Annotated in this window: 17 protein-coding genes; 11 read left to right on the forward strand and 6 right to left on the reverse strand. The window is 71.0% G+C overall.

What is annotated here, in order from left to right; all coding sequences use genetic code 11:
- Window position 1: 1 nt before the first annotated feature.
- From AFM16_RS37445 to AFM16_RS37460, 4 genes are read left to right on the forward strand one after another with little or no spacing between them, the layout of a single operon-like run.
- Entirely contained in the window at window positions 2-1150 is a 1149-nt protein-coding gene (locus tag AFM16_RS37445; RefSeq protein ID WP_078636679.1) for an acyl-CoA dehydrogenase family protein, read from the forward strand.
- On the forward strand, window positions 1147-2214 hold the full coding sequence (locus tag AFM16_RS37450; protein WP_245177914.1) for an enoyl-CoA hydratase/isomerase family protein: 1068 nt from the start codon (window positions 1147-1149) through the stop codon (window positions 2212-2214). The genes AFM16_RS37445 and AFM16_RS37450 overlap by 4 nt, the downstream gene beginning before the upstream one ends.
- Entirely contained in the window at window positions 2211-3107 is an 897-nt protein-coding gene (mmsB, locus tag AFM16_RS37455; RefSeq protein WP_245177915.1) for a 3-hydroxyisobutyrate dehydrogenase, read from the forward strand. The genes AFM16_RS37450 and mmsB overlap by 4 nt, the downstream gene beginning before the upstream one ends.
- Before the next feature lie 26 nt (window positions 3108-3133).
- A complete protein-coding gene (locus tag AFM16_RS37460; protein WP_107419355.1) occupies window positions 3134-3913 on the forward strand; it encodes an enoyl-CoA hydratase in 780 nt (259 codons plus the stop codon).
- Between the two features lie 88 nt (window positions 3914-4001).
- Here the strand turns inward: AFM16_RS37460 and AFM16_RS37465 are convergent, their stop codons facing one another.
- Complete coding sequence (locus AFM16_RS37465) at window positions 4002-5444, reverse strand: short-chain fatty acyl-CoA regulator family protein (RefSeq protein ID WP_078636680.1); 1443 nt, start codon at window positions 5442-5444, stop codon at window positions 4002-4004.
- A gap of 205 nt (window positions 5445-5649) precedes the next feature.
- On the opposite strand from AFM16_RS37465, the gene AFM16_RS37470 reads away from it, so the two are divergent.
- Genes AFM16_RS37470 through AFM16_RS37480 form a run of 3 tightly spaced genes read left to right on the forward strand, consistent with a single transcriptional unit; the run spans window position 5650 to window position 9224 of the window.
- On the forward strand, window positions 5650-7158 hold the full coding sequence (locus tag AFM16_RS37470) for an MmgE/PrpD family protein (RefSeq protein WP_078636681.1): 1509 nt from the start codon (window positions 5650-5652) through the stop codon (window positions 7156-7158).
- Window positions 7158-8066: a methylisocitrate lyase gene (prpB, locus tag AFM16_RS37475; RefSeq protein WP_078636682.1), complete on the forward strand. Its 909-nt coding sequence runs from the start codon at window positions 7158-7160 to the stop codon at window positions 8064-8066. Before AFM16_RS37470 ends, prpB begins: the two co-directional genes overlap by 1 nt.
- Window positions 8067-8087: 21 nt before the next feature.
- Complete coding sequence (locus AFM16_RS37480; RefSeq protein WP_078636683.1) at window positions 8088-9224, forward strand: bifunctional 2-methylcitrate synthase/citrate synthase; 1137 nt, start codon at window positions 8088-8090, stop codon at window positions 9222-9224.
- A 182-nt stretch (window positions 9225-9406) separates the two neighbouring features.
- Here the strand turns inward: AFM16_RS37480 and AFM16_RS37485 are convergent, their stop codons facing one another.
- Window positions 9407-9757: a hypothetical protein gene (locus AFM16_RS37485; protein WP_078636684.1), complete on the reverse strand. Its 351-nt coding sequence runs from the start codon at window positions 9755-9757 to the stop codon at window positions 9407-9409.
- Between the two features lie 121 nt (window positions 9758-9878).
- The gene (locus AFM16_RS37490) at window positions 9879-10961 is read right to left on the reverse strand and encodes a hypothetical protein (protein WP_078636685.1); all 1083 of its coding nucleotides are present in this window, start codon (window positions 10959-10961) and stop codon (window positions 9879-9881) included.
- A gap of 186 nt (window positions 10962-11147) precedes the next feature.
- On the opposite strand from AFM16_RS37490, the gene AFM16_RS37495 reads away from it, so the two are divergent.
- Window positions 11148-11993, forward strand: a complete 846-nt coding sequence (locus AFM16_RS37495) for an alpha/beta fold hydrolase (protein WP_078636686.1) — start codon at window positions 11148-11150, stop codon at window positions 11991-11993.
- Window positions 11994-12030: 37 nt separating this feature from the next.
- Here the strand turns inward: AFM16_RS37495 and AFM16_RS37500 are convergent, their stop codons facing one another.
- Window positions 12031-14385 carry an arylsulfatase gene (locus tag AFM16_RS37500; RefSeq protein ID WP_078636687.1) on the reverse strand — a complete coding sequence of 785 codons (2355 nt, stop codon included), beginning with the start codon at window positions 14383-14385 and terminating at the stop codon, window positions 12031-12033.
- A gap of 230 nt (window positions 14386-14615) precedes the next feature.
- A complete protein-coding gene (locus AFM16_RS39630; protein WP_245177916.1) occupies window positions 14616-17069 on the reverse strand; it encodes a choice-of-anchor A family protein in 2454 nt (817 codons plus the stop codon).
- A 298-nt stretch (window positions 17070-17367) separates the two neighbouring features.
- On the opposite strand from AFM16_RS39630, the gene AFM16_RS37510 reads away from it, so the two are divergent.
- Window positions 17368-18369, forward strand: a complete 1002-nt coding sequence (locus AFM16_RS37510; protein ID WP_078636689.1) for a DUF389 domain-containing protein — start codon at window positions 17368-17370, stop codon at window positions 18367-18369.
- A 21-nt stretch (window positions 18370-18390) separates the two neighbouring features.
- On the opposite strand, the gene AFM16_RS37515 is transcribed toward AFM16_RS37510, so the two are convergent.
- Window positions 18391-19524 carry a pentapeptide repeat-containing protein gene (locus tag AFM16_RS37515; protein WP_078636690.1) on the reverse strand — a complete coding sequence of 378 codons (1134 nt, stop codon included), beginning with the start codon at window positions 19522-19524 and terminating at the stop codon, window positions 18391-18393.
- Between the two features lie 555 nt (window positions 19525-20079).
- On the opposite strand from AFM16_RS37515, the gene AFM16_RS37520 reads away from it, so the two are divergent.
- Both AFM16_RS37520 and AFM16_RS37525 read left to right on the forward strand, forming a co-directional pair.
- A complete protein-coding gene (locus AFM16_RS37520) occupies window positions 20080-20514 on the forward strand; it encodes an SRPBCC domain-containing protein (protein ID WP_078636691.1) in 435 nt (144 codons plus the stop codon).
- Between the two features lie 83 nt (window positions 20515-20597).
- The gene (locus AFM16_RS37525; RefSeq protein WP_245178040.1) at window positions 20598-20873 is read left to right on the forward strand and encodes an ArsR/SmtB family transcription factor; all 276 of its coding nucleotides are present in this window, start codon (window positions 20598-20600) and stop codon (window positions 20871-20873) included.

Raw genomic sequence — 20873 nt, forward strand, 5'->3', positions numbered from 1 at the left:
CATGACCGGCACCCTGCTCACCGAGGACCAGCAGGCCCTCGTGGAGACCACGCTCGACTTCGCCCAGGACCATCTCGCCCCGTACGCCCTGGACTGGGACCGCGACAAACACTTCCCCGTGGACGTGCTGCGCAAGGCGGCCGGCCTCGGCCTCGGCGGCGTCTACGTCCGCGAGGAGTCCGGGGGCAGCGGCCTCACCCGATCCGACGGCGTCCTCGTGTTCGAGACCCTCGCCTCCGGCTGCCCCTCCATCGCGGGCTACCTCTCCATCCACAACATGGTCGCCTGGATGATCGACCGCTACGGCGACGCCGGCCAGCGCGAGCGTCGGCTGCCGCGCCTGTGCGCCATGGAGGATCTCGCCGCCTACTGCCTGACCGAGCCGGGCGCCGGCTCGGACGCGGCCGCCCTCACCACGCGGGCCTTCCGGGACGGCGACGGCTGGGTGCTGAACGGCGCGAAGCAGTTCATCTCCGGCGCCGGGGCCGCCCAGACGTACCTCGTCATGGCCCGCACCGGCGGTGCGGGCGCCGACGGGGTGTCCGCCTTCATCGTCGACAAGGACGACGCCGGCCTCTCCTTCGGGCCGAACGAGCGGAAGATGGGCTGGAACGCCCAGCCCACCCGCCAGGTGATCCTGGATGGAGTCCGCCTGCCCGCCGACCGGCTCCTCGGCCGCGAGGGCGAAGGCTTCCGCATCGCGATGAACGGCCTGAACGGCGGACGGCTCGGCATCGCCGCCTGCTCCCTGGGCGGCGCCCGCAGCGCCCTCGACCGCAGCCTCGCCCACCTCGCCGACCGGGAGGCGTTCGGCGGGCGGCTGCTGGACTCGGCGGCGTTGCGCTTCCGTCTCGCCGACATGGCCACGGAACTGGCCGCCGCCCGCGCCCTCGTGCGGCAGGCCGCCCACGCCCTCGACCGGGGCGATCCGCAGGCGCCGTACCTGTGCGCGATGGCCAAGCGCTTCGCCACCGACACCGGCTTCTCGGTCGCCGACCGGGCGCTCCAGCTCCACGGCGGCTACGGCTACCTCAACGAGTACGGCATCGAGAAGATCGTCCGCGACCTGAGGGTCCATCAGATCCTGGAAGGAACCAACGAGATCATGCGCGTCATCGTGGCCCGCGGTCTGACGGAGGCGTTCGGATGAACGACGTCCTGTTCCACCGGAGCGGCCACGCCGCCCACATCACCCTCAACCGCCCCAAGGCCCTGAACTCCCTCACCCGCGAGATGGTGCTCCGCATCGGCGAGGCGCTCACCGAGTGGGAGGACGACCCGGCCGTCGAGACCGTCGTCGTCACGGGCGCGGGGGAGCGCGGTCTGTGCGCCGGAGGCGACATCCGCGCCATCCACGACGACGCCCGCGACGGCGACGGCAGCGCCTCGGCGGCCTTCTGGCGCGACGAATACGCGCTCAACGCCCGGATCGCCCGCTACCCCAAGCCGTACGTCGCCGTCATGGACGGCATCGTCATGGGCGGCGGCGTCGGCATCTCCGCGCACGGCAGCGTCCGCGTCGTCACCGAACGGTCCCGGATCGCCATGCCCGAGACCGGCATCGGCTTCGTACCCGACGTCGGCGGCACCTACCTGCTCGCCCTCGCCCCCGGCGAACTGGGCACGCACCTCGCCCTGACGGGTACGGCGATCGGCGCCGCGGACGCCCTGCTGTGCGGGCTCGCCGACCACCACATGCCCTCGGAATCGCTGCGGTCCTTCGTCGAGGACCTCGCCGAGCTGACGGTGCGCGACGCCCTCCGGCGTCACGTCCAGGAGCCGCCGCCGGGAGAACTGGCGGCCCGCAGGGACTGGATCGACGCCTGCTTCGCCGCCGACACCGTCGAGGAGATCGTCCGGCGCCTCCTCGCCCAGGGCGGCCCGGCCGCCAAGGACACCGCTGAGACCCTCCTCGCCAAGTCCCCGACCGCGCTCAAGGTCACCCTGGCCGCCGTGTGCCGGGCCCGTCGGCTCGGCCCGCTGGAGCGGGTCCTCGACCAGGAGTACCGCGTCTCCCGCGCCTGTCTGCGCGCCCCCGACCTGGTGGAGGGCATCCGCGCCCAGGTCATCGACAAGGACCGCGACCCCCGCTGGTCGCCGGCGACCCTCGCCGAGGTCACCGCCGCGGACGTCGAGCGCTTCTTCGCACCCCTCGGCGAGCGCGAACTCGGCCTCGCCGCCCTGTCCGACACCCCCGAGGAGGTGGTCTGGTGAGCCGCACTGTCGCGTTCGTCGGACTCGGCCACATGGGCGGCCCGATGGCCGCCAACCTGGCCAAGGCCGGCCACCGTGTGCTCGGCCACGACCTGGTCCCCGCGGCCGTGGAGGCCGCCGCCGCGTCCGGCGTCGAGCCCGCGGCATCCGTGACCGGGGCCGTGGCCGCAGCCGACGTGGTCATCAGCATGCTGCCCGCCGGACGCCACGTCCTGGGCCTTTACGACGACATCCTGGCCGCCGCCCGCCCCGGCACCCTCTTCGTCGACTGCTCCACCATCGACGTCGCCGACGCGCGCACCGCTCATGAGCGGGCCGTCGCCGCGGGCATGCGCGCCCTGGACGCGCCGGTGTCCGGCGGGGTGATCGGGGCCGAGGCCGCCACGCTGACCTTCATGGCGGGCGGGGGCGAGGACGAGTTCGCCGAGGCACGCCCTCTGCTGGAGGCCATGGGCAAGAAGGCCGTGCACTGCGGCGGCGCGGGCGCCGGACAGGCCGCCAAGATCTGCAACAACATGATCCTCGGCATCTCCATGATCGCCGTCAGCGAGGCGTTCGTCCTGGCCGAGAGCCTCGGGCTGTCGCATCAGGCGCTGTACGACGTGGCCTCCACGGCGTCCGGGCAGTGCTGGGCACTCAGCGTCAACTGTCCCGTCCCCGGGCCGGTGCCGACGAGCCCCGCCAACCGCGAGTACCGCCCCGGGTTCGCCGCCTCGCTGATGGCCAAGGACCTGGGCCTCGCGACCAACGCGCTGCGCGAGGGCGGTGTGCACGCGGAACTCGGCCTGCGTGCTTCCGAGTTGTACGCCGACTACGCCGAACGCGTCGGCGACACGGAGGACTTCTCCGGCATCGTACGCACCATCAGGGACCGGAGCGGAGACACCACATGACCACCGAGCACATGACCACCGAGCACATGACCGACGGCTACGAAACCGTCCTGGTCGAACGTAAGGGCCGCACCGCCCTGCTCACCCTCAACAGGCCGAAGGCGCTCAACGCGCTGAACCTCCGGGTGATGAACGAGGTCGTCGCCGCGACCGAGGCGCTCGACCGGGACCCGGACTGCGGATGCATCGTCATCACCGGGTCGGCCAAGGCGTTCGCGGCCGGCGCCGACATCAAGGAGATGCAGCCGCAGGGGTACATGGACATGTACCTCGCCGACTGGTTCACCGCCTGGGACCGGCTCGGACAGCTCCGGACCCCGACCGTCGCGGCCGTCGCCGGATACGCCCTCGGCGGGGGCTGCGAGCTGGCCATGCTGTGCGACATCCTGCTCGCCGCCGACACCGCCGTCTTCGGCCAGCCGGAGATCAAGCTCGGGGTGATCCCCGGCTTCGGCGGCTCCCAGCGGCTGACCCGGGCGGTGGGCAAGGCCAAGGCCATGGAGCTGTGCCTGACCGGGCGCACCATGGACGCCGCGGAGGCGGAGCGCGCGGGTCTGGTCTCCCGCGTGGTGCCCGCGGACGACCTGCTCGGCGAGGCGCTCGCCGTGGCCGAGACGGTGGCGGGCATGTCCCTGCCGGTGGCCATGATGGCGAAGGAGGCCGTCGGCCGGGCCTTCGAGACGACCCTCGCCGAGGGCGTCCGCTTCGAACGGCGCCTGTTCCACGCCGTGTTCGCCACGGCCGACCAGAAGGAGGGCATGGCCGCCTTCGCGGACAAGCGGACACCCGCCTTCCGGCACCGCTGAACCACGTGGCGCGCGTGCGGCCCCCGGAGCTGCCTTCCGGGGGCCGCACACGCGCCGCTGAGACACTTCCCTGAAGGCCCCGGCGCCGTCACCTCACGGTGCTCTCCACCGGATACGGCACATAGGTGCGCCGGTCGGGATCGACGGCCAGCCGTCCGCCGGCCGGTGGCCGGGCGCGCTGCGCGCAGTCGCGGCGTTCGCAGATCCGGCAGCCCAGGCCGATCGGGGTGGCGGCACGGGGGTCGTCGAGCGCGATGCCCTCGGCGTAGACCAGCCGGTGAGCGTGGCGCAGTTCACAGCCGAGGGCGACGGCGAACTCGGCACGCGGGGAACGGTGTCCGAACCCACCCCGGGTGATGGTGCGGGCGACCCAGAAGTACCGCTTGCCGTCGGGCATTTCGGCGACCTGTGTCAGGATCCGGCCGGGCGCGGAGAACGCCTCGTACACCGTCCACAGCGGGCAGGTGCCGCCGAGCCGGGAGAAGTGGAAGTCGGTGGCGGACTGCCGTTTGGAGATGTTGCCGGCCCGGTCGACGCGCAGGAAGGAGAAGGGGACACCACGACGGCCGGTGCGCTGGAGGGTGCTCAGCCGGTGGCACACGGTCTCGAACCCGACGCCGAAGCGGGCGGACAGCAACTCGATGTCGTAGTGCACCTCTTCGGCGGCGGTGTGGAAGGCGGAGTACGGCATGAGCAGCGCGCCGGCGAAGTAGTTCGCCAGGCCGATGCGGGCCAGCGCCGACGACTCCGGCGAGGTCAGCCCCGTGGCACCGTCCGCCATCCGGTCGAGCAGCGCCCCGTGCTCCAGCAGCGCGAGCTGGGTGGCGAGCTGAAAGGCGCGCTGGCCGTCGCTCAGCCAGGGAGACAGGAACAGCAGCCCGGTGTCGGGGACGAACCGCCGCGCGTCACCGGCCCGCCCGGCGGCGGCCTGCACGACCCGGACCTGGTGGCGCTCGGCGAGCAGCGCCGTGAGCGGGTCCGCCGTTCTGCCCGGACGCAGACCGAGTGTCCCGGCGATCCGTTCGGCTTCGGTGTCGAGCGGTTCGAAGTGGTTGTGGTGGGCGTAGAAGAAGTCCCGTACCTCGTCGTGCGGTTCGGCGGCAGGCAGCGGACCGCCGGCCGGTCCCGGGGAGCCGAGAGCGGCGGCCTGTTCGACCGTGTCGCGGTAGCGGCGGTGCAGGGCGACCAGGGCGCGCGCCACGTCGGGGTGGTCACGGGCGGCCTCGGTGATCTCCTCGGGGGTGAGCGGCGCGACCGCGCACGCCTCGTCGGCGAGCGCCGTGCGCAGGTCGACGGCGAGCCGGTCCTCGTCGGCCTCGGAGAAGAACTCGGCGTCGACCCCGAAGACCTCCGCGATCCGCAGCAGGACCGACGCGGTCAGCGGGCGCTGACTCTGTTCGAGCTGATTGGCGTAGCTGGTGGAGATGCCGAGCGCGCGGGCCATGTCGACCTGGTTGAGGCCGTGCTCACGGCGCAGGCGGCGCAGCTTGGCATGGGCGTACACCTTGCGGTCGGCTGCTCCTCGTGGCACGGCGCACATCCTTGTCGCAAGCCGGGAAGGGGGACGGTCCGCTAGGGGCCGCTTGCGAACATAGCATCCGCATTCTTCGCAGGTTTCGCAGATCCGCAGCTCCGGGATGTAGGGATTTCGCAGATTGGAGAGGTGGTCGGGCCTATGCGGAACGGGCACTGTCGATCACGTCAGCACTGACAAGCCGCACCCCGCGAGGAGTCCCGTGATCGAGCACCACGTCCGTGTCCACCCCAGCGCCGACCGGCTGCCCCGCGAGGACCAGCTCGCCTGGAAGCTCGCGTCCGTCGCGACGGATGCCGGGGAACCGGACACCGAGAGTGCGGCCATGGCCGTCAACCGGGTGATCGACAACGCCTCGGTGGCCATGGCCTCCCTGCGCCGCCGCCCGGTCGCCGTGGCCCGGGCCCAGGCCGTCGCCCACCGCGCCACCGCCCCCGGCGCCTCCGTCTTCGGCACCCCCACTCGGGTATCCCCGGAGTGGGCCGCCTGGGCGAACGGCACCGCCGTACGGGAGCTGGACTTCCACGACACCTACCTGGCCGCCGACTACTCCCACCCCGGCGACAACATCCCGCCCCTGCTGGCCGTCGCCCAGCACACCGGCCGCACCGGCGCCGACCTGCTGCGCGGCATCATCAGCGCCTACGAGATCCACGTCGCGCTGGTCAAGGGCATCTGCCTGCACGAGCACCGCATCGACCACGTGGCCCACCTCGGCGCCGCCATCGCGGGCGGCCTCGGGGCGATGCTGCGGCTGCCGACCGAGACCGTGTACCAGGCGATCCAGCAGACGGTGCACACCACGACCGCGACCCGGCAGTCCCGCAAGGGCGAGATCTCGAGCTGGAAGGCGTACGCGCCCGCCTTCGCCGGCAAGGCGGCGATCGAGGCGGTGGACCGGGCCATGCGCGGCGAGACCTCGCCGTCGCCGGTCTACGAGGGCGAGGACGGCTTCCTGGCCTGGATGCTCGACGGCCCCGGCTCCGACTACACCGTGCGGCTCCCCGAGCCCGGCGAGCCGCGCCGCGCGATCCTCGACACCTACACCAAGGAGCACTCCGCCGAGTACCAGGCGCAGGCCGTCATCGACCTGGCCCGGCGGCTGCGCGAGAAGACCGGCCCCCTGGACACGGTGCGCTCGGTGGTCCTGCACACCAGCCACCACACCCACCACGTCATCGGATCCGGCGCGAACGATCCGCAGAAGTACGACCCCACGGCCAGCCGAGAGACCCTCGACCACTCGGTGCCGTACATCTTCGCCGTGGCCCTGGAGGACGGCACCTGGCACCACGAACGCTCCTACGCCCCCGGACGCGCCCGCCGCCCCTCGACGGTGGAGCTGTGGCGGAAGATCACCACGGTCGAGGACCCGGAGTGGACCCGCCGCTACCACGACCCCGACCCGGACCGCCGGGCCTTCGGCGGACGCGCGGTGATCACCCTGGACGACGGCTCGGTGATCGAGGACGAACTCGCCGTCGCCGACGCCCACCCGGCCGGCGCCCGCCCCTTCGACCGCGCCGCCTACACCGCCAAGTTCCGCACCCTCACCGAGGGCGTCGTCACCCCGGCCGGCCAGGACCGGTTCCTGTCCGCCGCCGAGCACCTCGGGGATCTCGCGGCGGACGGCCTGGACGGCCTGTTCCCGGCGGTCGACACCGAGGCCGTCGCCGCACACGACGCGTGCCTGCCGAAGGGCCTGTTCTGATGCCGCTCCACACCCGCACCACTCCGGCCGGACGCCGCCGCGCCTTCCGCGAACAGCTCGCCTCCGGACGGCTGTTGCGGATGCCCGGCGCGCTCAACCCGCTCTCCGCCCGGCTGATCCAGGACACCGGATTCGACGCCGTCTACCTCTCCGGCGCCGTCCTCGCCGCCGACCTGGGGCTGCCCGACATCGGGCTGACCACGGTCACCGAGATCGCCGCCCGCGCCCAGCAGACGACCCGGGTCACCGACCTGCCCGTCCTCATCGACGCCGACACCGGCTTCGGCGAACCCCTGAACGCCGCCCGCACGGTCCAGCTCCTGGAGGACGCCGGCCTGGCCGGACTCCACCTGGAGGACCAGGTCAACCCCAAACGCTGCGGCCACCTCGACGGCAAGACCCTCACGCCGCGCGAGGAGATGGTCCGCCGGGTCCGCGCGGCCGTCGACGCCCGCCGGGACCCGGACTTCCTCCTCATGGCCCGCACGGACGCCCGTTCGGTCGAGGGCCTGGGCGCGGCGATCGGCCGGGCCAAGGCGTACGTCGACGCCGGCGCCGACGCGATCTTCCCCGAAGCCCTCGCCGACACCGCCGAGTACGAGGCGTTCCGCAAGGCCCTCGACGTGCCCCTCCTCGCGAACCTCACCGAGTTCGGCAGGACCCCGCTCCTCGACACGGCCACGCTGGAGGACCTCGGCTACAACATCGCCCTCTACCCGGTCACGCTGCTGCGCCTCGCCATGGGCGCCGTCGAGGACGGGCTGCGCACCCTCGCCGAGGAGGGCACCCAGAAGTCCTTGCTGCCGCGCATGCAGATCCGCTCCCGCCTGTACGAACTCCTCGGCTACGCCGACTACTCGGCCTTCGACTCCGCCGTCCACGACTTCACTCTCCCGCCCGGCACCTGACGCACCGGAAGGCTCCCGCCCATGACCACCACCGCGCCCGCGATCCACCGCGGCCTCGCCGGTGTCGTCGTCGACACCACCGAGATCTCCACCGTCGTCCAGGAGACCAACTCCCTCACCTACCGCGGCTATCCGGTCCAGGACCTGGCCGCCCGCCGCTCCTTCGAGGAGGTCGCCCACCTGCTCTGGTACGGCGAACTCCCCGACGCGGCGCAGCTCCACGACTTCCGGGCCCGGGAACGCGCCCTGCGCCCGCTGGACCGCACCACGCTGGAACTGCTGGCCCGGCTGCCCGAGACCTGCCACCCCATGGACGTGCTGCGCACAGCCGTCAGCTTCTTCGGCGCCGAGGACCCCACGGAGGACGACGGCAGCCCCGCCGCCAACCGGGCCAAGTCCCTCACCCTGCTGGCCAAGCTGCCCACCGTCGTGGCCGCCGACCAGCGCCGCCGCCGTGGCCTGACCCCGATCCCGCCGGACCCCTCCCTCGGCTACGCCGAGAACTTCTTCCACATGTGCTTCGGCAGCGTGCCCGACCCGGACGTGGTCCGCTGCTTCGAGATCTCCCTGGTGCTGTACGCCGAACACAGCTTCAACGCCTCGACGTTCACCGCGCGCGTGGTCACCTCCACCCTCTCGGACCTGTACAGCGCGGTCACCGCCGCGATCGGCGCCCTGAAGGGCCCGCTGCACGGCGGAGCCAACGAGGCCGTGATGCACATGCTGCTGGAGATCGAGGACCCGCAGCGCGCCGAGACCTGGCTGGACGAGGCACTGGCCTCCAAGCGGAAGATCATGGGCTTCGGCCACCGCGTCTACAAGAACGGCGACTCCCGCGTCCCCCTCATGCAGGCCGCCCTGGACCGACTGGTGGCCCGGTCCGCCGACCCGGAGGCGACCCGCCTGGCCACCCTGCTCGCGGCCCTGCGGCACACGATGATCACCCGCAAGGGCATCCACCCCAACCTGGACTACCCGGCCGGCCTCGCCTACCACCTCATGGGCTTCGACACCCCCACCTTCACCCCGATCTTCGTGATGAGCCGCATCACCGGCTGGACCGCCCACATCACGGAACAACTCACCCACAACGCCCTGATCCGCCCCCTGGCCGCCTACGCCGGCCCGGCCCGACGGGCGGTACCCGGCCCCGCCTAGCCTCCCGTCGGACAGGCCGCGTGCCGCATCCCGCACCGACGCGACTCCAACCGGTCCTGGGCGTCACCGACGGACACCCCGCCCAGGGCTACGGGGCTGACGGGGCGCTGAACGTCGGGCGGGGCCTGGCGGCCATTCAGCTCACGACCAACACACCGAGACCGCCGCCGACCGCCCTTGACCTAGCCCGACGGCCGAATCGCGGTGAACCGCGCGCTCATGGCAGGACCAAGGTGGTCGACAAGGCCATATTCGGGCTGATCCGGCCACGGCAAATCGAGGAGGAACGAGGTGACAATCACCCCGGTGACCTCGTGCACGTCCAGACGGAGTTGCTCTTCCAGGAACCGCAATGTGACGCGCCAGTTCGTGTCGTCTCCTCCGACGAACGACGCGACGGTCTCCTGGACGACGTCCCAGAAGAACACGTGGGGCAGGACAGTGCCCTCGTTGAAGACGTGCGCGTCAAACAGGTCCTCGAAGCAGGGCACAGCCGTTACGAAGTCCCGCACGAGCTGAACATCCCGCTCCACGGGGCACCCCCTCCCTGGAAGGTCAGGACAGATCCATCAGCCGCGACCAGCCGGGAAGGCCGTAGGCGGCGGATTTGGTCGGCGCCAGAGTCAGAGGCCGAGGTACCCACCCCGCCCCGGCTCACCGCCCCCACGGCTCGAGCAGCTCGCTGAGGTTGGCCAGATCAGGGGGCGTGATGACGATGAGACGGATGCCGGCCTCGTGGGCGAGTTGCTGCTTGGCTCGGATCTTGGTGACGTACTCGTCGCTGGTGAGGCCCGCGTACTCGACGTACGTGCCGTCCGGCAGCTCCCAGTCCGCGCGGCGTCGGCCGTGCGGATTGTGTTCAGGGTGCCTGGGCCAGGCCGGTTCGATCCGGTGCTCCACGTCGTGGCGCGTGAGCCAGTCGTCGATGGCCCGCTCGGCCAGCGACCTGCACGGGTGGCCGTCCGCTGCCACGCAGTAGGTTCCGCGGGCGGGCCGCCACGCTTCGGGGACCAGACCTGTACGGCGCAGGACCTCCACCCAGCTTCCGGCCTCCAACAGCCCACGGACCGTCGCGGCCGGGGGACACGTCCTCATCGCACCCACGATGGCATCACGCTGCCCGTCCGGAAGATCGAGAGGGACGGGGCGCTGGGCGAAGTCCTGCGGGGGAGCAGCGGCGAAGTGCGTCGATAGGGTGGTCAGCCTCTGCTGGGCCTCATCCGCGGTGACAGGACCGCTGCTTCCGTTGCGCGCCTCGACACAGCATTGCTTGCACCAGCGGGCCGGCCCGAACTGGCGGACCATCCATGGATTGAGCTGCCCCGCCGTGAAGACGGTCGCACACAACGGGCACTTCTGCGGCCGCGCGTCCGGCCAGGAGCGCCGGGCTCGCGCGGCATGGAAGGAGCCGTACATGGCGGCGTGTTCGTAGACCACATCAGGCCGGTCCGCGTACGTGTGCCCTTGCCCGATCAGCCTTCGGCGCGCCAGCTCGTACACCTCCTCCGCGAGGGTCGGCTCCCGGGTGAGCAGTCGCCGGGGACACATCCAGGGCCACATCACTCCGTAGTCCTCGATCAGATCGTCCACGAGGTCGTCACCCGCGTCGGTCCACACGCCGTCGAACCGCGCCTGGTCGCCCCTGCTCCACCCGTAGGGGTTGAAGCCGCCTTCAGGGTCCGTGCTCCTGAACGACCAATCCCTGTTCCGCCCCCGGTTGTCGGCTGCGACCGGCATACAAGCACTCCCTCGACTCGGCCACCGCGGGAAGGACATGCTTCTCCGAGCGGATCCGGATCATCCATCATCCCCGCCCTTTCGGCGAGAGCCACGCAGAGGGCTGGTCTCCAAGATCGGTGGTCCGTAGGCTCGTTCTGGCAGGGCCGGAGTGACCGTGCATGATCAGGAGTCGGGGGCGGCGGAGTGACCGAGATCGATCTGACACTCGACGACGGCCGGCGCGTGCGCGTCCACGACACCGGGACCCGCTCGGGCGCCGGCTCCCTCGTCGTCTTCTGGCACCACGGCACACCGAACATCGGCGCGCCGCCCGTGCCCCTCTTCCCGGCCGCCGAGCGGCTCGGCATCCGCTGGATCTCGTACGACCGCCCCGGGTACGGCGGATCGACGCCTCTCCCGGGCCGCGACGTGGCGTCGGTGGCCGGCGACGTCGCCGCCGTCGCGAGCGCGCTGGACGTCGAACGGTTCGCCGTCATGGGCCACTCCGGGGGCGGCGCGCACGCCCTGGCCTGCGCTGCCCTCCTGCCCGACCGTGTCCTGGGCGTGGTCGACGTGGCGGGACTTGCTCCGTTCGGCGCCGAGGGCCTGGACTGGTTCGCGGGCATGACGCCCTCCATCGCGGCCTCGCTCCGCGCCGCCGCCCGGGGGCGCGGGGAGAAGGAGAAGCACGCGGCCGGCGCCGAGTACGACCCGGAGATGTTCACCGCGGCCGACCACGACGCCCTATCCGGTGAGTGGTCCTGGTTCGACGACGTCGTCGCTCCGGCCGTCGCGGCGGGCCCGGGCGGGCAGATCGACGACGACTTGGCGTACGTCGCCCCCTGGGGCTTCGCCCCGCGGCGGATCAACGTGCCGGTCCTCCTCCTCCACGGCGACCAGGACCGCATCGCGCCCAGCTCACACGCGCAATGGCTCGCGGACCACTGCCCGTCGGCCGAACTGTGGCTGCGCCCCGGAGACGGACACATCTCCGTCCTCGCCGCCGGCCCGGCCGCCCTGGAGTGGCTCGCGGAACGCTCCGCAGGCTGACACTGCCGGCGATTTCCCCGAGGCAGCGGCTCCGCCCTCAGTCGAGCATGAACCAGCCGCGTACCTGGGCCTCGTGATCGATGTAGCGTTCGCCGGAGACGTCGACGACGACCTTGTCGATCGTGCCGCCGGTGAACGGGAACGGCCCGCGGTAGTCGGGTGTGACCGGTGACGCGTCGTCGCGGCCCACGCAGATCCCGTCCCCGACGACACAGAAGTTGCCGGGCTGGGTGACGATGTCCTCGTGGCCCACCTCCTGGTCGTCCATGTAGAGGGTGAGGGTGCCCGCGGCGCCGGGCATCGTGGGGTCGGTGCTGCGGCCGGTCGCGGTGAACTCGGCGGTGAGCACATGCCGGCCCGGCGGGATCTCCCGGTCGGCGTCCACGACCTGGAGATGTGTGCCGACCCAGTTGAACGCGTAGTGCAGACGGTGGTCCTTGACGTAGAGGCTGTGGCCGCCCGCCACGCCGCCGTGGGCGTAGAGAACGCCCTCGGCGTCCGCCGACCCGATGTCCACCCCGGCGGCGATGGTGTACGACCGGCCGCTGGTCACCACCCCGGACTGCTCGGGCACCGACGCGGTGTCGGGGTAGTACACGTAACGGTCTCGCTCGGGGCTGCCGTGCGGGCGGTCGGCCAGCACCTGTTCCAGGGCGTTGCGGTCGTCCAGCGGCAGTCCGTTGTAGCGGCCCGCGTAGTAGTACCAGAGGCTCTTGAGGGTCTCCATCCGGGCCGGTTCCCGCGCGGCCAGGTCCGTCGACTGCGCACGGTCGGTGCCGAGGTCGTACAGCTCCCAGACGTCGTGCTCGAAGTTGCCCCAGCCGCTCAGCGGCGGGTGGACCGTGCAGGCCAGCCACCCCTCGTGGTAGATCGACCGCTGCCCCAGCATCGCGTAGAACTGGGTCTGCCGTCCCGGCGCCTCGGGATCGGTGAGGGACGCCTTGAAGCTCTCGCCCTCGATGGGGTTCTGCGGGTAGCCCTTGAGCACTTCGGGCGGCTCCACGCCCAGCAGATCGTAGAGCGTGGGCACGACGTCCACCGCGTGGACGTACTGCCCGCGCACCTCGCCCCGGGCCTCGATCCCCGCCGGCCAGGCGACCACGCACATGTCGGCCACGCCGCCCTCGTAGCCGGCCCAGCGCTTCCAGTACGGGAACGGCGTGTCGAACGCCCAGGCCCAGCCGGTGTTGTAGTGGTTGTACGACGTCGGACCGCCGAGTTCGTCGAGGTGTTCCAGGGACAACTCGACCGGGGTGTCGAGGCCGTTGAAGAACCGCCACTCGTTGAACGTCCCGTTCGGACCGCCCTCACCGCTCGCCCCGTTGTCGGAGACGGCCACGATGATCGTGTTGTCCAGTTCGCCCGCGGCCTCCAGGAAGTCGATGACCCGGCCCAACTGGTCGTCGGTGTACGAGACATACCCGGCGAACACCTCGGCCATCCTGACGAACAGCCGCCGTTCGTCGGCGGTGAGGTCCGCCCAGGGCCGTACGGTGTCGAGCATCGGCCACAACTGCCCGTCAGGGCCCGTCACTTCGGGTTCGCCGTGCGGGTTGATCGGGGACAGCTCGGTGTCCTCCGGCAGCAGGCCCATCTCCTTCTGCCGGCGCAGGATGCCGGGCCGGATCGCCTCGTACCCCTCGTCGAAGACGCCCTTGTAGCGGTCCGCCCACTCCTTGAACACATGGTGCGGCGCATGGGCCGCGTCGAGGGAGAGATACATGAAGAACGGCTTGTCGGGATCGATGACCTTGGCGTTGCGGATGTACTCGATGGCCTTGTCGGAGAAGTCCTTGGCGATGTGATAGCCCTCTTCGGGCGTGGCCGGCGGGGCGACCGGATGGTTGTCCTGGATCAGGTCCGGGTACCAGCAGCTCGACTCGCCGCCGAGAAAGCCGTAGAACTGCTCGAAGCCGCGCCCCAGCGGCCAACGGCCCTTGTACGCAGCCTGGTTGATCTCCTCGCCGGGGGTGAGGTGCCACTTGCCGACGCAGTAGGTGTTGTAGCCGCGCTCGCCCAGGACCTCGGAGACGAACCCGTTCTCGAACGGGATCCGGGTGGAGATGCCGGGGAAACCGGAGCTGAACTCGGCGATCGTCGCCATGCCGTTGGACGTCGCGTTCCTGCCGGTCAGCAGGGAGGCCCGGGTCGGGGAGCACAGCGCCGTGGTGTGGAAGTTCGAGTACCGCACCCCCATGTCGGCGATCCGCGACATGGTGGGCGTCTTCACCGGACCCCCGAAGCAGTCCATCGTCCCGTAGCCCACGTCGTCCCACGCGATCACCAGCACGTTCGGGGCGTTCTCGGGCGCCTTGGGCGCGAGGTACGGCGCCCAGTCGGGCTCGGAGTCACGCACGTCGAAGGCGATCTTCCCCCTGAAAGGCTTGGGCATGACGATTCTCCTCGCGTCGCCGGTCCTGAACCGGATGGCCCCTCCACCGTCACCGGCGACGCCCTCGCCCCGCCTCACCCTCCAGGGGTGACCACTCTCCCGGACCGGCGACTCGCCCGCAGACCAGGAAACCGCTCTTGACCTGCGTAGACGCGGGCTGATGGCCGGGGGTGGGGGAGTGGCCATCAGCCCGCGTCTTCGGTCAGGCGGTCGTAGCTACTGCGGGGAGGTCAGGGGTTGCCGTAGCCGTCTCCGTACCCTTCGTGACCGCGCTTGTTCTTCACCGTGACGGTGATGTCGTCGTCGGTGCCGTTGATGACGTACGGACCGGTCACCGGGTTGCCGGGCATGACGTAGCCGTTGGGGACGGCGGTCTCCCGCAGGTAGTACGTGCCGTACGCGAGCGGGTCGAAGTCACAGGTGCCCCTGAGGTTCGTGGTGCACTCACCGGCGAGGGTGTCCGGGTTGACACCGTTGGTCTGAAGTCCGGCCCGGCCGTTCGACTCCTTCCACAGCTCGAACTCGGCACCCGCCAGAGCCCGCCCGGTCTTGGCGTCGGCCTTCTTGAGACGCAGCGAACCGTCGGGCACGTCGGGCGTCCTCGTGTTCCTGGCGATCACGGACACACCGGCGTCGGCGTTGTCGTCGGTGAGGGTCAGTGGTCCGAAGACGGCGGGGTTGGGGAGGTCGTAGCCGTTCGGGGCCGCGGTTTCCTGCCAGTAGTAGGTGCCGGTCGGGACGGTCTCGGCGCATTCGCCGTCGGCCCCCGTGGTGCACGGGTCGCCGACTTGGGTGTCGGGGTTGGTGCCGTCGGTCTGGAGTCCGGCTTGGTCGTTGGTCTCGCGCCAGAGTTGGAATTCGGCGCCGGGCAGTGGGGCGTTGGTGTCGGCGTCTACCTTGTCGACGCTGACCGAGCCTTGGGTCGGGGGCTGGGGTGTGCGGGTGTTCTCCGCCGTGATGGAGACGCCGGCGTCGGCGTTGTCTTCGGTGAGGGTGAGCGGTCCGAAGACGGCCGGGTTGGGCAGGTCGTAGCCGGTGGGTGCGGCGGTCTCCTGCCAGTAGTAGGTGCCGATCTCGACCGTCTCGGCGCATTCGCCGTCGGCCCCCGTGGTGCACGGGTCCCCGACCTGGGTGTCCGGGTTCGTGCCGTCGGTCTGGAGTCCGGCTTGGTCGTTGGTCTCGCGCCAGAGTTGGAATTCGGCGCCGGGCAGTGGGGCGTTGGTGTCGGCGTCTACCTTGTCGACGCTGACCGAGCCTTGGGTCGGGGGCTGGGGTGTGCGGGTGTTCTCCGCCGTGATGGAGACGCCGGCGTCGGCGTTGTCTTCGGTGAGGGTGAGCGGTCCGAAGACGGCCGGGTTGGGCAGGTCGTAGCCGGTGGGTGCGGCGGTCTCCTGCCAGTAGTAGGTGCCGATCTCGACCGTCTCGGCGCATTCGCCGTCGGCCCCTGTCGTGCACGGGTCCCCGACCTGGGTGTCCGGGTTCGTGCCGTCGGTCTGGAGGCCCGCTTCGTCGTTGGTCTCGCGCCACAACTGGAACTCGGCGCCGGCCAGTGGCGCGTCGGTCTCCGCGTCCACCTTGTCCACGCTGACCGAACCGGTGACCGGGGTCGGGGTGTCGGAGTCGCACCGAAGGTCGGCGTTGAAGGGGAAGTAGTGGATCTCGCCCGCGTTGACCGCGCCGCCGCCGGATCCGCCGGACAGCGGGCCCGCGACGAGTTCGTGGGTGATGATGTCGCCCTCGATGTTCGCCGGGTCGAGGTCGGTCAGCTTAGCGCGGGGGGCGTAGATCGTGCCCTCGACCGTGTCGCCCTCCTCGATGGTGATGTCGGTGGCGTCGGCGAAGTTCCACAGGATGTACGGCGCCTGGTCCCCGGACACGCCCGCGAGGGTGGGCGTGTTCCAGGTGAGGACGCCGGCGCTGCCCGTGGTGTCCACGTTGATGAGCAGCGGGGTGTCGGCGGTGGGCTCGTCCTGGAAGGTCAGCTCGTCGATGTTGTTGAGCTGCTCGCCGGTCAGGCGCAGCACGTTGGTCTGCCCCGAGGTGAGCGCGATCTCGATGTCCGAGCCCGGCGGGATCGTGTTCTGGTCGGGCAGCGGGACGCCGTTGCCGTCCAGCAGGATCACGGTCGCCGCGCAGGTGGCCATCGAGTCGGCCCGGTCGCGGTAGGTGGAGAACAGCGTCGTGAAGTCCATCAGGCCGGACTGCTGGACCGAGGCCACCGGCTGCTGGACGGTGAGCTGCACACGCGGCGTGGAGTTGTAGCCGGCGCCGTCGGCCACGATCTGCGTGTTGACGCTCGCCCCGTTCTGGTCCTCGATGAGAACGTCGCTGGCAGACGTGTCGCCGATCTTGGCGTAACCATTCTGCAGAACCTGGAGGACGCCGGACGGGCTGCTCCCCGCGTAGTCGACGCCGCCGCCGACGAGAAGGGCGGTCGGCTGGTCGTCGCCGGGGGCGGTGAAGGTGCCGGGGGTGTTGAGGGCGACGTTGTAGTTGCTGCCGAACGTGAGGTTCCCGCCGACGGCGACCGGGCCTTCCGACTCGGTGCTGCCGAACGTCGCGTTGCTCTCCGTCACGACCCCGAAGCCGTTGTTGCCGGCGACCGGATTCCCGATGTCGACGGGGGCGAGCGCGGCGGCGCCCGCCGGGCCGCCGGTCAGCACGAAGGCCGTCAGCAGCCCCATGCCGGCAAGCCCTGCGGCGGCACGCGACGGGAGCCGGCGCACGGACGGGCCACTACGGACGGTGTTCAAAGGCGGTCGTTTCATGGCTGAAAGTTATGGTTGTGGCTCGTTTTCGACTGGTACGTGTTTGTGACACTCCGTGTGATCACTCGTCTGGCCACTCGGCGGGGAACGCCGGTGGGCCTTCGCGACGAACATGGACAAGACCAACCCCGGAACCCGCACATGGCCCACCTGCGCCGCCCGGGGCCTCGTGTTGTTGCCCGCCGATGATCGTCCCGGTCACGATACTGACCACATGCCCGGCCAACTCCGTGCCAAAGTCCTGCCGGACCGGCAACGCCGATCCCTGGACGATCTCCAGCAGGACCTCGATCTCTCGTCCGGGGACAGCCGGTCGAAGCAGTCGGCGTTCTGGACCATGCTCACGCTGTCCGCGGTCATCGCCGCGTGCGGCATCCTGACGAACTCCACCGCCACCGTCATCGGCGCGATGATCATCGCCCCGCTCTCCACCCCCATCATGGGCATCGCCCTCGGTGCCGTACAGCGCCGCCGCAGTTCGGCCGCCGCCTTCGTGGCCTTCGGATGCCTGCTGGTGATCACGGTCGGGGCGGTGGCCTCACTGGTCGTGCCCCCGTCCTACGACCTCCTGACCAACAGCCAGATCTCCGGCCGCACCTCACCGGGACTGCTCGACCTGGTCTCCGCCCTGGCCACGGGCTTCGCCGGCGCCGTGGCGCTGGCCCGCAAGGACGTCGCCGCCGTACTGCCCGGAGTGGCCATCGCGATCTCCCTCGTCCCGCCCCTCGTCGTCACCGGCGTCTGCGCCGGCCAGACGGCGTGGTGGCTGGCGCTGGGCGCGCTGGTGCTCTTCCTGTCCAACCTCTTCGCCCTCGTCTTCGCCGGCATGGTCGTCTTCACGGTCCTCACCTACGCCCCGGCCGACGGCAGCCGCGCCCACCACGGACCACGCCGCGCCCACGTCATGCTCGGACTGCTCTTCACGGCCGTCCTGCTCCCGCTGGGCGCCAACACGGTCGCCACCGTCCTGCTCAACACCTGGACCCTCAGAGCCAAGAGCGCCGCCGAGCAGTGGCTCGCCGACACCCCAGGGGCGATGGTCACCGGCGTCGACGCACGCTCCCGGACCCTGTACATCCATGTGCGCAGCCCCAGCGAGCTGCCTCCGATCGACGGGCTGCTCAGCAGCCTTGAGGGTCAGGTCCCCGACGGCGTCCCCATCGTCGTCGACAGCACACGCGGCCGGGAGATCACGGCCGGCAAGGTCGGTGGATGACGCCCTTGGGACGACGTCCGGTCAGGGAGTGGACCGCAGCGGCGGCGCCTGCCACGTCATCCCGGGCGGCTGGAGGAGGGGCGAGGGCTCGGGGCCCGGGTCGTCGGTGGCGACGACTCCGGCGGCCGTCGGGTCGAAGCCCTCGGGCCAACGGGTGCGACCGCTGGCCAGGGCGCCGGTCAGACGCGCTTCGGCGAGGTCCGCGGTGCTCAGGTCGGTGCCGCGCAGGTCCGCCAGGCGAAGGTCGGCGCGTCGGAGGACCGCGCCACGGGCGTCGGCCTTGCGCAAGGTCGCCTCGCGCAGGTCGGTCTCGGTGAAGTCGGCGTCACGCAGGTCGGTTTCGACCAGCTTCGCGCCCCGCAGGTCGGCCAGGACGCAGCGGGCCCGGCGGAGGATCGCCGTCGTCAGGTCGGTGTGCCGCAGGTTGACCGAGACCAGGGACGCCTGGGTCAGATTGGCGTGGTAGAAGCCCGCCGCCTCCATGCAGGTGCGGTCGAAGTTGACCTCGGGGAACCACAGTCCGTCGCAGTCGGCGCGGCGCAGGTCGGTCACGCTCAGATTGACCCAGGACTGCTCCCGGTCCCGGCACAGCACGCCGAGCGCGGTCAGCGCCACCTGCGCGTCGGCCGCGCGGGTCTCCAGCGGCGCGATGTCGTTGATGGGCACGTCCGCCGCCGGTGACCGCGGCTCGGTGGGCGGCCAGGGCAGATGGGTCCGCAGATACGCGGCCTGGATGGAGATGATGGCTTCCCGGTCCCGGCCGGACTGCTCCGCGATCCGCCACAGCGCGTGCAACCCGCCGATACGCACATCCAGCTTGTCACTGCCGAGCTGGTCGACGGCCCGGCTGAACCGGTCGGTGACATAGCCTTCCTGAGTGGCACGCAACCCGTCCTGGCTGACCCGCAGTTGCCGCCAGGTGGCGTACGCACCGAAGAGCAGCACCAAGCCGCCGACCACCTGAAGAAGCGTGGTCCGGACATCGTTCACCGCCTTCAGCCGATCCTGCGCGGCGACGTTCGCCCCGGCGAGATCGTGATCGACCACCACACCCGGCAGCACGACGAACACCGCCCCCAGAACGGCCACCCCCACCGCCCCGGCCAGCAGCCCTACGACCACCCGCCGGCCCTGGCCCGGTTCCCCCGTCTCCATGGGGACGAGGCTAGGCGTCGCACGAAAGACGATCAAGAGTGCTGTGTCATGGGCCGTGACAGCCAACCGACGTACAGGCTGGCTGTGTTGCGCGGTTTCACGGTGCCGGCTCGCAGCGGCTTTGGCTCGACTCCCTCGATGCGGACCCCCTACTGGACCGAAGTACGTCAACGGCCTCGACCTCCTCGACGGCCTGGGCCTGGGCGCGGTGACCGACGACGTGGCGGGCGTTGTCCGGTCGTTCGGGGAGTACTGAGGACTCTCTCAGGAGGCCACATGGCTCGCCCCTGCCAGGCGCCCCCGTTGCGGAGGGACAATCGGCGCGGCCCACGGTTCCCCGCGTCCCCAAGGCGCACGGTGTGTCTGACCGGCGCCTCGGCCCGGTGACGCTGCGGTGGATGTGAGCCTGTCGGCCGACGCAGGTCTGCGGCACCGGTGCCGCGACGTTTGTGCAACCCTGAGGTTGCGCAAAAACCTTCGCTGTGCAACTCTGAAGTTGCACGTTCTCCGTTCGGCAGACGGCCGAACAGGCGGACGACAGGGACGGAGCACGCCATGACTGCTGACCGGATCGAGCGCGAGATCGTGATCGACGCGGCCCCGGAGAAGGTCTGGCCGCTGGTGGCCGAGCCGGGCTTCTGGGCGACCGACGACGAGGGCGTGCGCGGCACGCGGGCCGTCGAGGGCCAGTCGCTCGTCGCCCACCACTCCACGCACGGTGACTTCCCCGTGCGTGTGGAGAAGGCCGACCCGCCACGCTATCTGGCGTACCGCTGGGTGAGTGCGTTCCCAGGAGAAGAGCTGCGCGAGGGCAACTCCACGCTCGTGGAGTTCACCCTGACCCCCGAGGGCGCGGGCACCCGGCTGCGCGTCGTGGAGAGCGGGTTCGCCGCTCTGCCGACGTCCGAGGACAACCGCGACAACGTGATCAAGGACCACACCGTCGGATGGGAGCAGTGCCTCACCGCTCTCGCCGCTCGGGCGGCGTGAGCACCGTGGCGGACCGGCACGCCGTCGACAGCGACGTCGTCGACAGCGTCCTGGCCGCGTTGGCCGATCCGACCCGCCGGCGGATGCTGGACCTGCTCTCCGCGCAGGGCCAGGCCACCGCGACCACACTCGCCGGGGGACTTCCGATCTCGCGGCAGGCCGTCGTCAAGCATCTGGCTGTTCTCGACGCGGCCGGGCTGGTCGGCAGCGTGAAGGTCGGACGTGAGGTCCGGTACTCCGTGCGCCCCGAGGCGCTGGATGCCACAGCCCGCTGGATGAGCGCGCTCGCATCCGACTGGGACCGGCGCCTGGCGAAGATCAAGCGCGTCGCGGAGGCGGCGGAGCAGGACGCGCCCTGA

The sequence above is a fragment of the Streptomyces antibioticus genome (assembly GCF_002019855.1).
Classification (GTDB): Bacteria; Actinomycetota; Actinomycetes; order Streptomycetales; family Streptomycetaceae; genus Streptomyces; species Streptomyces antibioticus_B.

What these genes read in the sequence shown, in the direction of transcription:
- AFM16_RS37445 (WP_078636679.1), top strand. Translation starts at nt 2, where the DNA reads ATGACCGGCACCCTGCTCACCGAGGACCAGCAGGCCCTCGTGGAGACC.
- AFM16_RS37450 (WP_245177914.1), top strand. Translation starts at nt 1,147, where the DNA reads ATGAACGACGTCCTGTTCCACCGGAGCGGCCACGCCGCCCACATCACC.
- AFM16_RS37460 (WP_107419355.1), top strand. Translation starts at nt 3,134, where the DNA reads ATGACCGACGGCTACGAAACCGTCCTGGTCGAACGTAAGGGCCGCACC.
- prpB (WP_078636682.1), top strand. Translation starts at nt 7,158, where the DNA reads ATGCCGCTCCACACCCGCACCACTCCGGCCGGACGCCGCCGCGCCTTC.
- AFM16_RS37480 (WP_078636683.1), top strand. Translation starts at nt 8,088, where the DNA reads ATGACCACCACCGCGCCCGCGATCCACCGCGGCCTCGCCGGTGTCGTC.
- AFM16_RS37490 (WP_078636685.1), bottom strand. Translation starts at nt 10,961, where the DNA reads ATGCCGGTCGCAGCCGACAACCGGGGGCGGAACAGGGATTGGTCGTTC.
- AFM16_RS37500 (WP_078636687.1), bottom strand. Translation starts at nt 14,385, where the DNA reads ATGCCCAAGCCTTTCAGGGGGAAGATCGCCTTCGACGTGCGTGACTCC.
- AFM16_RS39630 (WP_245177916.1), bottom strand. Translation starts at nt 17,069, where the DNA reads ATGGGGCTGCTGACGGCCTTCGTGCTGACCGGCGGCCCGGCGGGCGCC.
- AFM16_RS37510 (WP_078636689.1), top strand. Translation starts at nt 17,368, where the DNA reads ATGCCCGGCCAACTCCGTGCCAAAGTCCTGCCGGACCGGCAACGCCGA.
- AFM16_RS37515 (WP_078636690.1), bottom strand. Translation starts at nt 19,524, where the DNA reads ATGGAGACGGGGGAACCGGGCCAGGGCCGGCGGGTGGTCGTAGGGCTG.
- AFM16_RS37520 (WP_078636691.1), top strand. Translation starts at nt 20,080, where the DNA reads ATGACTGCTGACCGGATCGAGCGCGAGATCGTGATCGACGCGGCCCCG.
- AFM16_RS37525 (WP_245178040.1), top strand. Translation starts at nt 20,598, where the DNA reads ATGCTGGACCTGCTCTCCGCGCAGGGCCAGGCCACCGCGACCACACTC.